The 12215-nt window shown below is 47.6% G+C and carries 13 protein-coding genes; 11 read left to right on the top strand and 2 right to left on the bottom strand.

From position 1 onward, the window contains the following. Positions 1 to 10: 10 nt before the first annotated feature. Positions 11 to 886, bottom strand: coding sequence for a YicC/YloC family endoribonuclease (locus KD145_RS19645; RefSeq protein ID WP_212001017.1), 876 nt, complete (start codon positions 884 to 886; stop codon positions 11 to 13). Between the two features lie 137 nt (positions 887 to 1023). Beyond that, positions 1024 to 1620: a pseudouridine synthase gene (locus KD145_RS19640; RefSeq protein ID WP_212001015.1), complete on the bottom strand. Its 597-nt coding sequence runs from the start codon at positions 1618 to 1620 to the stop codon at positions 1024 to 1026. 53 nt (positions 1621 to 1673) lie between these two features. On the opposite strand from KD145_RS19640, the gene KD145_RS19635 reads away from it, so the two are divergent. The 11 genes from KD145_RS19635 (at position 1674) to KD145_RS19585 (ending at position 12210) form a co-directional block, all read left to right on the top strand. After that, a complete protein-coding gene (locus KD145_RS19635) occupies positions 1674 to 2384 on the top strand; it encodes a Crp/Fnr family transcriptional regulator (RefSeq protein WP_212001013.1) in 711 nt (236 codons plus the stop codon). Positions 2385 to 2492: 108 nt separating this feature from the next. Next, positions 2493 to 3047 carry a hypothetical protein gene (locus KD145_RS19630; protein WP_212001011.1) on the top strand — a complete coding sequence of 185 codons (555 nt, stop codon included), beginning with the start codon at positions 2493 to 2495 and terminating at the stop codon, positions 3045 to 3047. Next, positions 3047 to 5485: a heavy metal translocating P-type ATPase metal-binding domain-containing protein gene (locus KD145_RS19625; protein WP_212001009.1), complete on the top strand. Its 2439-nt coding sequence runs from the start codon at positions 3047 to 3049 to the stop codon at positions 5483 to 5485. Before KD145_RS19630 ends, KD145_RS19625 begins: the two co-directional genes overlap by 1 nt. Positions 5486 to 5691: 206 nt before the next feature. After that, the gene (locus KD145_RS19620) at positions 5692 to 5973 is read left to right on the top strand and encodes a cupin domain-containing protein (protein ID WP_212001007.1); all 282 of its coding nucleotides are present in this window, start codon (positions 5692 to 5694) and stop codon (positions 5971 to 5973) included. A 7-nt stretch (positions 5974 to 5980) separates the two neighbouring features. Further along, a complete protein-coding gene (gene ccoS / locus KD145_RS19615) occupies positions 5981 to 6142 on the top strand; it encodes a cbb3-type cytochrome oxidase assembly protein CcoS (RefSeq protein ID WP_113616030.1) in 162 nt (53 codons plus the stop codon). 40 nt (positions 6143 to 6182) lie between these two features. Continuing rightward, on the top strand, positions 6183 to 8345 hold the full coding sequence (gene ccoN / locus KD145_RS19610; RefSeq protein WP_212001006.1) for a cytochrome-c oxidase, cbb3-type subunit I: 2163 nt from the start codon (positions 6183 to 6185) through the stop codon (positions 8343 to 8345). Positions 8346 to 8365: 20 nt separating this feature from the next. Further along, positions 8366 to 8545, top strand: coding sequence for a CcoQ/FixQ family Cbb3-type cytochrome c oxidase assembly chaperone (locus KD145_RS19605; RefSeq protein WP_212001001.1), 180 nt, complete (start codon positions 8366 to 8368; stop codon positions 8543 to 8545). A 10-nt stretch (positions 8546 to 8555) separates the two neighbouring features. After that, the gene (locus tag KD145_RS19600; protein WP_212000999.1) at positions 8556 to 9623 is read left to right on the top strand and encodes a cbb3-type cytochrome c oxidase N-terminal domain-containing protein; all 1068 of its coding nucleotides are present in this window, start codon (positions 8556 to 8558) and stop codon (positions 9621 to 9623) included. A 4-nt stretch (positions 9624 to 9627) separates the two neighbouring features. Then, the gene (gene ccoG / locus KD145_RS19595) at positions 9628 to 11016 is read left to right on the top strand and encodes a cytochrome c oxidase accessory protein CcoG (protein ID WP_212000997.1); all 1389 of its coding nucleotides are present in this window, start codon (positions 9628 to 9630) and stop codon (positions 11014 to 11016) included. A gap of 26 nt (positions 11017 to 11042) precedes the next feature. Further along, a complete protein-coding gene (locus KD145_RS19590) occupies positions 11043 to 11480 on the top strand; it encodes a FixH family protein (protein WP_212000996.1) in 438 nt (145 codons plus the stop codon). Between the two features lie 22 nt (positions 11481 to 11502). Then, positions 11503 to 12210 carry a sulfite exporter TauE/SafE family protein gene (locus KD145_RS19585; RefSeq protein ID WP_212000995.1) on the top strand — a complete coding sequence of 236 codons (708 nt, stop codon included), beginning with the start codon at positions 11503 to 11505 and terminating at the stop codon, positions 12208 to 12210. Positions 12211 to 12215: the final 5 nt, after the last annotated feature.

Raw genomic sequence — 12215 nt, 5'->3', positions numbered from 1 at the left:
ATACGCCTTGCTATAAAACGTTTAATACTTGTTCTTTGGCTTTCTCCAGTTCATCCTTCATCAGCACTACCCATTGCTGGATACCGGCATCATTGGCTTTGGAACCGGTAGTATTGATTTCGCGGCCGATCTCCTGCAATACGAAGCCCAGTTTTTTACCTTTGGCAACTTCGTCATCTTTCAGGATTTCGCGGAAATAGCGGAGGTGGTTTTCCAGACGCGCCAGTTCTTCAGAGATATCCAGTTTTTCCAGATAGAAAATGAGCTCCTGCTCCAGCCTGTTGGCATCCACATTTTCTTTGCCTACATATTCAGCCAGCAGAGACTCCAGACGTTGACGTATACGGTCTTTGCGCAACGGGTCCAGTTCACGCACCTTTTCGGTATAACTTTCGATATTGGTGATACGCTGTAACAAATCGGCGTCCAGCATCTGGCCTTCATCCTGGCGGTGCATGTCCAGATCGGTGAGCGCTTCTTTCAGGGTGTCTTCCACATCCTTCCATTCCTCTTCTGTCAGCTGCTCAGTAGCGGGGCTCACCACTTCCGGGAGCTTCATCAGCACATTCAGCATATCGCCCTGTGGGAGCTCCAGCTGATTGGCCAGCATGGTAATAGACTGGTAGTAGTACTTCGCCAGGTCGGTATTGATAACCACCGGTTTGGTAGCACCATTCTGACGAATGTTGATGGTGGCATCCAGGGTCCCGCGTATCAGCACCTGTTGCATCAGCGAGCGGATGTCAAATTCGTAGGGTTTCAGCAATGGCGAGAATTTCAGGTTCACTTCAAACTGCTTTCCATTCAGCGATTTGATTTCAACCACTATACTTGTTTCGCCTCTGGTGCTTTCCGCCCTTCCGAAGCCAGTCATTGATTTCAGCATAATAGATATTTGTAGGCAACAAACCTAGTTAAAATTTGTGTATTTGATAGTGTTGACAAGTGGTTATTTGATGCTAAATACCAGATTTTTCTCTGAAAACCGGCAATTAACTATCAAAATAATCAAAAGCATTCACATCAGGACGATTTAAGCCGGAGTTTTTTATAGACGGTATCCCGGCTCAGCTGTTTCATATCACCGGGCTGCATCCCTTCTATGGTGATATCTTCCATTCTGTAACGGACAAGCCTCAACGTAGGAAAACCAGCGGCGGCTGTCATTTTCCGGACCTGTCTGTTTTTCCCTTCATGCAACACCATCCGCACCCAGGGCGCTGGTATGCTCTTACGGAAACGGATAGGAGGGTTGCGGGGTGGCAAAAACGGTTCTTCCTGGAAGATCTCGGCAAAACAGGGTTTTGTATGATAGGGTTTCCCATCTACAGTGATATCCACCCCTTCCTGCAGCTGACGGACAGCCACATTGGTAATGGCACCATCTACCTGCACCCAGTATTCTCTTTCATGCGCATGACGAGGAAGCAGAAGCTTGTTATTCAATGACTTGTCATTTGTAAGCAACAACAAACCTTCACTATCATAATCCAGACGACCCACTGGATACACATCCCGTGGTACTTCAAAGTAATCAGCCAGACAGGCTTTGTTTCCTTCCGGTGTAAACCTTGTCAGAACTTCATATGGCTTATAAATAACATAATAAATTAACGACACGACAGCATTTGCTTTGGTTAAGGAGCTGTAAATTAGTAATTTTGCAGATTGATATGGGTAGTACAATTCAAAATCCTGCGTGTCAAAATTGTAAGGACCGTTTTTCGTCCGTTTTCTGCAAGGCAGAACAGTGCAATCTCGAACAGATTGACGCGGCTAAAGTATGCTCTGTATACAAGAAAGGTCAGGTGATCTTTCATGAAGGCGCTTACCCTTTTGGCGTATACTGCATCAACGACGGAAAAATAAAGCTGTCCCACAGTGGCGACGATGGCCGCGAACAGATTATCCGCCTGGTTAAAGCCGGCGATATCATGGGCTATAAAGCGTTGCTCAGCAGCGAACGTTATACCGCCACTGCTACTGCTCTGGAAGATTCTTCCATCTGCTTCATCCCGAAAGACCTCTTTATGAGCATCCTGCAAAAAGATGCCTCCCTGTCTTTTGAAATGATGCGTATTCTCTCCAGCGAGCTGCGCAAAGCAGAACTCAAGATCACCCATCTCGCCCAGAAACCCGTTAGGGAACGCCTCGCTGAAACAATCCTCTTTATCAAAGAAACCTACGGTCTGGAAGAAGACGGCGCCACTCTTAGTGTACGCCTCTCCCGCGAAGAAATCGCCAACCTCGTAGGCACTGCCACCGAATCCGCCATCCGCCTGCTTTCCGAATTCAAAAAAGACGGCATGATAGAACTCGACGGCAAAAAAATACGCCTCCTCGATATCCCGCAGATCATCAAAACAGCCAATCTGCAGGACTAGTCAGCCTTTCACATACGGCTGATAAATATCATATTCTGCCTTGACACATATCATTCCATCAGCGTGGAGGTACTGGTACTTTTGTAAAATCAAAAATACCATCCATCCATGCATCCATATGCTATCATCAACTTTCATGAACTCACACCCGCAGCACTCTGCGATGTGATCACCAGTAAGTTCCACCAACCCATAGAACATACTGCGGAAGAAATAATGGCCTGGTTTAACCTGGAAAGGCAGGACGACCCATCTGCCCCGGCCACAGCAGATCTGCAGCAACTGCTCTTCACTAAAATGCAGACCGAATTTACCCAGCTGATGCGAAAAGAAACGTCCATCATCTTCCCGGTCATTCGCAACGCCGCCATCCACAACAAGGGCCAGAAGAGCCTGCAACCAGCCGTCTATGACAGCATACAGCAATCCTTTCAGAAGATCATACTGCTGCTCCAGAAACTTCGCCAGGTAACCGGTAACTACCTCCTGCAGGGACACTGGAGCGCTGCCTATAAAATATGTATCAGCGATATGTATTCCCTCGAACAGCTCCTGCAACAATGGATATACGTAGAACAAAATATTCTGTACCCGGCCGTTTTACCGGCCAACACGATCGTTATCCGGCAGGAAGAAATTATTAACACTGTAAGCATCGACTAATGGCTACCACTTCTGACACCAACGTACAAGTTGCCTGCTACCACTGCGGGGAAGATTGCAACAACAGGAACATCACCCTGGAAGAAAAAGTTTTTTGCTGCGAAGGATGTAAACTGGTATTCGAAATACTCCACCAGTACGATCTCTGCCAGTATTACGACCTGAATGAGAATCCCGGTGTAAATCAACGTATTACGGTCAGAAAAGATAAGTTCGCCTTCCTGGAAGATGAGAAAATACAACAACAGCTCATACAGTTCAGGGACGACACCCAGACGCATGTCAGCTTCTATATTCCGCATATTCATTGCAGCTCCTGCCTGTGGCTGCTCGAAAACCTGCATAAACTGGATAAGGGTGTACAACGTGTAACCGTCAACTTTAGTAAGAAGGAAGCGCTGATTATTTTTTCAGAAACACAGACCACCTTGCGGCATGTAGCCGAAGTGCTCACCGCCATTGGCTATGAGCCCTATATCAGCCTGCAGGACCTTCAGCATAAAAAGCCTGGTGTAAAACGTAGCCTTATTTACCAGCTCGGCGTTGCCGGATTCTGTTTTGGCAACATTATGCTGCTCAGTTTCCCGGAATATTTCACCAGCAGCGGACATACCGATGAAAGTATGAACCGGATGTTCCGTTATATGAACCTGGTACTGGCTCTGCCTGTATTTTTCTATAGCGCGCAGGTGTTTTTCAAGTCAGCCTGGAGTGGGCTCAAACACGGCTTCCTCAATATCGATATGCCCATTGTACTTGCTATTGTAGTCACTTTCATCCGCAGTATTGTAGATGTAACACAGGGGCAGGCCGGCTACTTCGATTCCATGTCCGGCATTGTGTTTTTTATGCTGATCGGCCGTATCCTTCAGGATAAAACGTACCAGGGCCTTTCCTTCGACCGTGACTATACCGCTTATTTTCCTATAGCCGTCAGCGTTATAAAGGAAGAAAAGGAAATACCGACTACACTGCCAGACATCAAAACAGGCGATACCTTATTGATACACAACAACGAACTGGTACCTGCAGATGGTATTATTGTCCGCGGGAAAGCACTGATAGACTATAGTTTTGTTACTGGAGAAGCCACGCCTGTCAATAAATCAGTAGGAGAGATCTTATATGCCGGCGGGCGCCAGCTGGAAGGAAATATAGAGATACTGACTATCAAGGAAGTAGCACAAAGTTATCTTACCAGCCTCTGGAACCGCGATGAGCTGAAAAACAAGGAAGAAAAACATGTATCCTTCGTGCACCTGCTGGGGCGTAACTTCACCTGGGTAGTTCTGGTGATTGCCGCCATCAGCGCTGGTTATTGGGCTATGCATGATCCTTCCCGGATATGGCCTGCTGTAACAGCCATCCTGATCATTGCCTGTCCCTGTGCATTACTGCTGGCCTCTTCCTTTACCAACGGGCATATCCTGCGTATCCTGAGCCGCCACCAGTTGTACCTGCGTAATGCTCAGGCCATCGAAAATCTAGCCAACACCACGCATATTGTTTTCGATAAAACCGGTACCCTCACCGGCAAAACCGGCAGTGAGGTAATGTATTTTGGTAATACACTCGCGCCTTTTCAGGAAAGCATGATTGCCAGCCTGGCACTGCAATCCACACATCCTCTCAGCAAGGCTATTGCCGGCTATTGCAATATCGGCACAGCTATGCCGGTGGTTGATTTTATGGACTATGCCGGGAAAGGTGTGTGTGGCTGGGTACAGGGCAACTTTATCCGGCTGGGTAATGCAGAATTCACCGGTGCACACCGGAAAGAAGAAGTAGACGGCAGTATCGTGTATTTGTCTATCAACGAAAAACTGACCGGCCTTTTTACCATCCGCAATAATTACCGCAGCGGCATACGACCACTATTAAAACAGCTGCAACAGTATTATCCCATGTCTGTGCTTTCCGGAGATAATGATCAGGAAGCCGTGAACCTCCGTAAACTCATGGGTCCCAATACCACTTTATTGTTTGAACAGAAGCCTGCCGACAAACTCGCTTATATCATCTCCCTGCAAAATCAGGGTAAAAAAGTAATGATGATAGGGGATGGGCTGAATGATGCCGGAGCGCTTAAACAGAGCGATATCGGTATTTCCCTCACAGAAGACAGCAACAACTTTACACCGGCCAGCGATGGTATACTTGAAGCAAAACAACTGCCGGTACTGTTGTCATTCATAAAACTGTGCAAGGCCAACAAACGTATTATCCTGGCCAGTTTCATTCTTTCACTGGTATATAATATAACAGGGTTATTTTTTGCGGTGCAGGGCATTTTATCTCCGCTTGTAGCAGCTATTCTGATGCCTGCGAGTTCTATCAGCATTGTGCTGATGACCTTTCTGCTCAGCGAATGGCACGGTAAAAGGCTTGCCAGTAAAGCATTGAGCCAAATGTCTGATAAAAATCATATTTCTGATTGAGTAATATCATTGCAGTCGCCGCCAGGTGCTGCTACCTTTGCTATCAATACAAACACACACAGTGAAATCTTAAAAGCGCCAGTATTAAAGCCCGATTGAAATGGATGTACGGGCAGCCTGAAAGCAAGGCTGCTCGTGCATAACGGGCTCTCCTTGTCTGTCGGTTTTAACACACTTACATCACGACTTATATGCTGATGAAAACCATGAACGTAATACAGGAAGAAGGGACCGATAAGGTGAAAAGCCGGGAAGTGCTGAAAACAAAACGGTTTGAAGCCACGCTTATCATCATGCAGCAGGGTCAGCAGATACCACCGCATACTTCACCTGTCGACGCCATGGTGCTGGTACTCGAAGGAAAAATTGCCTTCATGCTGAACGACGAGGTTACAGTGCTGGAAACCGGTGATGTGCTCACCTTTCATGCTAAAGAAATACATGCCTTACAGGCCCTGGAAACAGCCAGGTTCTTACTGGTAAAATAATAATGTTATGAGTGTAATTATTCTTTTGCTGGGCGCCAGCCTTACCGTAGCAGCAGGCTTTCTGGCCGCTTTCATCTGGTCTGTCAGGAACGGGCAGTTTGAAGATGATTTCTCTCCTGCACATCGTATTCTCTTTGAAGATAAAAAAGATGATAACGACCACGAATAAACGAAAAAACACCATCAATTAAGCAACAATAAACAGCACTATGTCTCTCGAAAAATTTTATTACGACAACCGCACGGTAAAATGGTTTGCCTACGCTTGTATGTTCTGGGGATTGATAGGAATGCTTGCAGGTTTGTGGGCAGCCCTGTCACTGGTATTCCCGGATCTCAACATGGGATTTGCCCCTACTACCTTCGGGCGCCTCAGGCCCGTTCACACCAACGCCGTGATCTTTGCCTTTGTAGGCAACGGTATTTTTATGGGTGTTTACTACTCGCTGCAACGCTTGTGTAAGGCCCGTATGTTCAGCGACCTGCTGAGTAAAATCCATTTCTGGGGATGGCAGTCTATCATTGCAGGTGGTGCACTCACCCTTTTCCTGGGATACACCACCGGTAAGGAATATGCCGAACTGGAATGGCCTTTCGACATCGCCATCACTTTGGTATGGGTAGTATTTGGCGCCAACATGCTCGGTACCATCCTGCGTCGTCGTGAAGCACACCTGTATGTAGCGATCTGGTTTTATATCGGCACCTGGGTGGCGATTGCTATGTTACACATTATCAACTCCTTCGAGTATCCATTGTCACTGTTTAAAAGTTACAGCTGGTATGCAGGGGTACAGGATGCACTGGTACAATGGTGGTATGGCCATAATGCGGTAGCATTCTTCCTCACCACTCCTTACCTCGGCCTGATGTATTACTTTGTGCCGAAAGCCGCCAACAGACCTGTATACTCTTATCGCTGGTCTATCATCCACTTCTGGTCACTTATCTTTATCTATATATGGGCTGGTCCTCACCACCTGTTGTATACCGCCCTGCCTGAATGGGCACAATCACTGGGTACTGTATTCAGCCTTATGCTGATCGCACCTTCCTGGGGTGGTATGCTCAACGGTTTACTTACCCTTCGTGGCGCGTGGGACAGAGTAAGAGAAGACGCTATCCTCAAATTCTTTGTAGTAGCGCTCACCTGTTATGGTATGGCTACTTTCGAAGGCCCGATGCTCTCTCTCAAAAACGTGAACGCCATCAGCCACTATACCGACTGGACCATTGCCCACGTACACGTTGGTGCTCTGGGTTGGAACGGATTCCTGACCTTCGGTATCCTGTACTGGCTGATACCACGCATCTTCTCTACACAGTTGTACTCCAGGAAATGGGCCAATACTCACTTCTGGATCGGTACCCTGGGTATCATCTTCTATGTGATTCCTCTGTACTGGGCAGCTTTTACACAGAGCATGATGTGGAAACAATTCACTGAAGAAGGACAGCTGAAATATCAGTTCCTCGAAACAGTGACCACCATCGTTCCCATGTACGCATTACGTGCCTTCGGTGGCGCCCTGTATGTGAGCGGGCTGGTACTGATGATCGTGAACCTCTGGAAGACTATCCGTCGTGGTTCCTTTGTGGCCAATGAAGCAGCAGAAGCCGCACCACTGCCTAAAGTAATTCCTACTCATGGCAAAGCTCACTGGCACAACTGGATCGAGCGTCGTCCGATACAACTGGTAGTATTCAGTCTGTTAGTAGTAGCTGTAGGCGGTGCCCTGGAAATGATGCCTACCTTCCTGGTACGCAGCAACATTCCTACCATCAGCAGTGTAAAACCTTATACACCACTTGAGCTGCATGGCCGTGACATATATCTGCGTGAAGGTTGTTATACCTGTCACTCCCAGATGATCCGTCCTTTCCGTGATGAAGTAGCCCGTTATGGCGAATACTCCAAAGCCGGCGAGTTTGTTTACGATCACCCGTTCCAGTGGGGTTCCAAACGTACTGGTCCGGATCTGGCCAGAATAGGCGGCAAATATCCTGACAGCTGGCACTACAACCACATGCTGGACCCTACGTCTATGTCTCCGGGATCTATTATGCCACCATACCCATGGCTGTTTGAGGACCGCATCGACAGAGGCAAAACACCTGCTATGATCAATGTAATGCGCAAACTGGGGGTACCTTATCCTGATGGTTATGAAAAACAGGCCATCGCTGATCTGGACAAACAAGCCAACAGTATCGCAGCATCACTGCAAAAAGACAAGCTGCCCATCAAAGCTGATCGTGAGATTGTAGCGCTGATCGCTTACCTGCAACGTATGGGTAAAGACATCAAAATGGCCCCGGCTGCAGCACCCGCTAACGCCAATGCGGAGGCCACCACCAAAAATGATTTTTAGTCAACATAAAAAACAGGATCATGAAGTTCATTAATTATCTGGAATCAATTGCAGGCATCAGCGTCTATCCGATGGCCTCCCTGCTGATCTTCTCCATATTCTTTGTTTTTGCCGCCTTCTGGGCTTTCAGGGCAGACCGCAACATGGTAGACCAGATCAGCCGCATCCCCTTAGATAATGATGATACCCAAAGCCTATAAAATACTTGGTATGAACAGGAAGCTATTATATGTAATCAGCGGCGGTTTGTTTTGCAGCCTGCCCGCAATGGCCAACGGTCCCAAGCCACCTTCCGAACTGGCAGATCCGGTAGCCCTCGTGCTGCTGAGTGTTATCATCGGTCTGGTACTGGTGATCGCCATCCTCGGCAACGCAGTAGTAGGTGCGATGGACCTCTACCGCGAAAGAATGAAAAAGGAAGCCGCTAAACTGCCGGTCATCATCACCCTGATAGCACTCTCTATGGCAGTCAGTCTGCCAGCCAGCGCCACCAGCGCTGTACCGGAAGCTGCTGCCTATTATACGCCCTTATCCAAACAGTCCCTATACCTACTCGTGACCATTGTTATTGTGGAAATTGGTGTGATCATCTCTTTGCTCTTTGTGCTGCGTTTTCTCGCCGGCATCAAAAGTAAACGTAAGTCCGCCAAGGCTGCTGATCCCGCCAAGCCCCGCATTTCCTGGCTCGAAAAAATCAACAAAACCAGGACACTGGATACTACGTCCGAAACAGAAGAAGACATGGGCCACGACTTCGATGGTATCCATGAGCTGAACAACCCCACCCCACCATGGTGGAACTGGGGTTTTATATTCAGCATCTGTTTCGGCGTAGTATACTTCTGGCGCACAGAGATCTCTCATTCTGCTCCTAACCAGATACAGGAGCTGGCCATGGCCGAAGAGAAGGCCGCCGTCGCCAAAGCAGAGTACCTGAAAAATGCAGCCAACAACATCGATGAGAACAATGTAAAAATGCTGGATGGCGCCGATGACCTGGCAGCAGGACAGAAAATATTCGTTGCCAGTTGTGCTCCCTGTCATGGCCCTCAGGGTCAGGGCGTAGTAGGACCCAACCTCACCGATGACTACTGGCTGCACGGTGGCAAAATCAACGAAGTATTTAAAACCATCAAATACGGGGTAGCAGACAAAGGCATGAAAGCATGGCAGGAAGACTTCTCCCCCAAACAACTGGCTCAGCTGGCAAGCTTTGTCAAATCCATCCATGGTAGTAACCCTGCCAATCCAAAAGATCCGCAAGGAGTAAAAGAATAAAGTCATGGCCGATAGCAATACGTTCAGAGATAGTATAGCCACAGTTGATAAACAAGGAAAACGTAACTGGATATTTGCCCAGCAGCCGAAAGGCCGCTGGTACAATATCCGGAGCGTTCTCAGTATCTTTTATTTTAGTGTTTTTTTTAGCCTGCCGTTTATTTCCATAAATGGCAGGCCTTTATTTCTGCTCAATGTAGTGGAAGGCAAATTTATCCTGTTCGGTGCTATCTTCTGGCCTCAGGACTTCTTCATCTTCGGGCTTGCCATGCTGGCCTTCATTCTGTTTGTAGTATTGTTTACCATGGCGTTTGGCCGCCTTTTCTGCGGATGGATGTGCCCGCAGACGATTTTTATGGAAATGCTCTTCCGCCGTATTGAATACTGGATCGAAGGAGATGCTGCCGCGCAAAAGCTGCTGGCCAAACAACCATGGACCTCCAATAAAATTATCCGTAAAACAAGTAAGCACCTTGTTTTTTACGCGCTCTCCTTCCTGATTGCCAACATATTCCTCGCTTATATCATCAGCGCAAAATCCCTGGGCAAAATCATTACTTCTCCCTTATCTGAACACACCGGCGGATTTATCGCCATCCTGATATTTTCAGGGGTTTTCTACGGCGTGTTTGCCTTTATGCGCGAACAGATATGCACCATTGTATGTCCCTACGGCCGTTTACAAGGGGTATTGCTCGATAAAAACTCAATACTGGTAGCCTACGATTATAAAAGGGGAGAACCCCGCGGTAAATACCGTAAAGACGACTCCAGAGCTATCGGTGATTGTATTGATTGTGCCCAATGTGTGAAAGTATGTCCTACCGGTATCGATATCCGTAATGGTACTCAACTGGAATGTGTGAACTGTACCGCCTGCATAGATGCCTGCGATCACATGATGGACAAAACCAGCCGCCCCCGCGGATTGATCCGGTATGCTTCCGAAAACGGCATTGCACAAAATGCGCCGCTGCGTTTTACACCCCGTCTGCGCATCTATTCCGGTATCCTTATCCTCTTACTGGGCTCCATCGTATTTATGCTGACGAGCCGCAAGCCGGTAAGTGGCACTATCATCCGCACCACCGGTATGTTGTACCAGGAGAGAGGACAAGACAGTATCTCTAACCTCTACCGTATTAAACTGATCAATAAAACCACCCAAGAGATACCACTGATCCTTAAACTGGAAGAAGAACCAGGACATGTGGAAGTAATAGGTAAAAGTCATATCACCGTTAAGGCTGAAGGACAGGGCGAAGGCACCTTTTTTATCGTAGTACCAAAGGCGGCACTGCACAACAGGAAATCAACCCTTTACATCGGCCTCTATGAAGGCGATAAAAGGATTGCCGTTATGCGCACCACCTTCCTCGGACCGATACAATAAACATTATATCACAAAACATCATTACCATGAACTGGGGACATAAAATCATTATCGTGTTTGTTGTTTTTGCTGCCGGTATTATCACACTGGTTACCAAAAGCATGCGCACCAAAATAGACATGGTCACCAAAGACTATTACACGGAAGAGCTGAAATATCAGCAGGTGATAGACGGGAAAGTCAATGCCCGCACCCTGTCTGCACCCATCAGCATTACCCAGCAGTCTGAAGGGATTACTGTTACCTTTCCGCAGGAGCTGCATGGCACTAATCTCTCTGGTAAAATAAAGTTTTACAGACCATCAGATGCAGCGATGGATGTGGAGATGCCATTGATACTGAATAATGATGGCAGACAGATGATTAACCGTCAGCTGTTCAGCAAAGGTAATTATCTCGTGAAAGTGCAATGGGAAAATCAGGGCAAACCGTTTTACCAGGAAGCAGCCTTTCATGTTAACTAATTGATTACAAATACTACCGACCATGATTGGCGCACTTATTCTTGGCTTTGTAGGCAGTTTTCATTGCATCGGCATGTGTGGTCCGATTGCATTGACATTGCCGGTTCAACATCTGGAAGGGTATAAAAAAATGGCAGGCATCCTGCTGTACAATGCCGGCCGTATCACCACCTATGCCCTGCTGGGAATGATCTTTGGCTGGGTGGGCCGGCAGCTGTATCTCGGTGGCCTTCAGCAGTGGCTGTCTATAGGTATTGGTGTTGTCCTCCTGCTTGCAGTACTGTTAAAATACACCGGAGCATCCGGAACAAAAAGCAGTCATCTGCCTGGCATCTATCTCACAAAAATAAAATCCGCACTGGGTGCATTATTGCGTCAGCAAAAGTTCAGCACACTTTATGGCATAGGCGTATTGAACGGATTGTTACCCTGCGGGCTGGTATACCTCGCTATTGCAGGAGCAGTAGCTACCGGTGAAGTATGGAAAGGCAGTCTCTTTATGGCAGCTTTCGGCGCAGGCACACTTCCGGCGATGACCACAGTTGCCTGGTTCAGTCACCTGGTGAGTATCGGTATACGCAACAGGATCCGTTCTCTCATACCGGTAGTAGTAGGGGTGATGGGCATTCTGCTGATCCTGCGCGGACTTAATCTGGGCATCCCTTATATCAGTCCGGTCATGTCTTCCCATAGTGAAAAAGTTGTTGAACGTTGTTGTCATAAACCATAATCATC

Source organism: Chitinophaga sp. HK235 (genome assembly GCF_018255755.1).
Taxonomy (GTDB): domain Bacteria; phylum Bacteroidota; class Bacteroidia; order Chitinophagales; family Chitinophagaceae; genus Chitinophaga.
This window is presented reverse-complemented; position numbering and strand designations above follow the sequence as displayed.

Coding starts and splice junctions, on each gene's coding strand:
- ccoS (WP_113616030.1), top strand. CDS start 5,981: ATGAGTGTAATTATTCTTTTGCTGGGCGCCAGCCTTACCGTAGCAGCA.
- ccoN (WP_212001006.1), top strand. CDS start 6,183: ATGTCTCTCGAAAAATTTTATTACGACAACCGCACGGTAAAATGGTTT.
- ccoG (WP_212000997.1), top strand. CDS start 9,628: ATGGCCGATAGCAATACGTTCAGAGATAGTATAGCCACAGTTGATAAA.
- KD145_RS19605 (WP_212001001.1), top strand. CDS start 8,366: ATGAAGTTCATTAATTATCTGGAATCAATTGCAGGCATCAGCGTCTAT.
- KD145_RS19620 (WP_212001007.1), top strand. CDS start 5,692: ATGAACGTAATACAGGAAGAAGGGACCGATAAGGTGAAAAGCCGGGAA.
- KD145_RS19600 (WP_212000999.1), top strand. CDS start 8,556: ATGAACAGGAAGCTATTATATGTAATCAGCGGCGGTTTGTTTTGCAGC.
- KD145_RS19585 (WP_212000995.1), top strand. CDS start 11,503: ATGATTGGCGCACTTATTCTTGGCTTTGTAGGCAGTTTTCATTGCATC.
- KD145_RS19630 (WP_212001011.1), top strand. CDS start 2,493: ATGCATCCATATGCTATCATCAACTTTCATGAACTCACACCCGCAGCA.
- KD145_RS19645 (WP_212001017.1), bottom strand. CDS start 886: ATGCTGAAATCAATGACTGGCTTCGGAAGGGCGGAAAGCACCAGAGGC.
- KD145_RS19625 (WP_212001009.1), top strand. CDS start 3,047: ATGGCTACCACTTCTGACACCAACGTACAAGTTGCCTGCTACCACTGC.
- KD145_RS19635 (WP_212001013.1), top strand. CDS start 1,674: ATGGGTAGTACAATTCAAAATCCTGCGTGTCAAAATTGTAAGGACCGT.
- KD145_RS19590 (WP_212000996.1), top strand. CDS start 11,043: ATGAACTGGGGACATAAAATCATTATCGTGTTTGTTGTTTTTGCTGCC.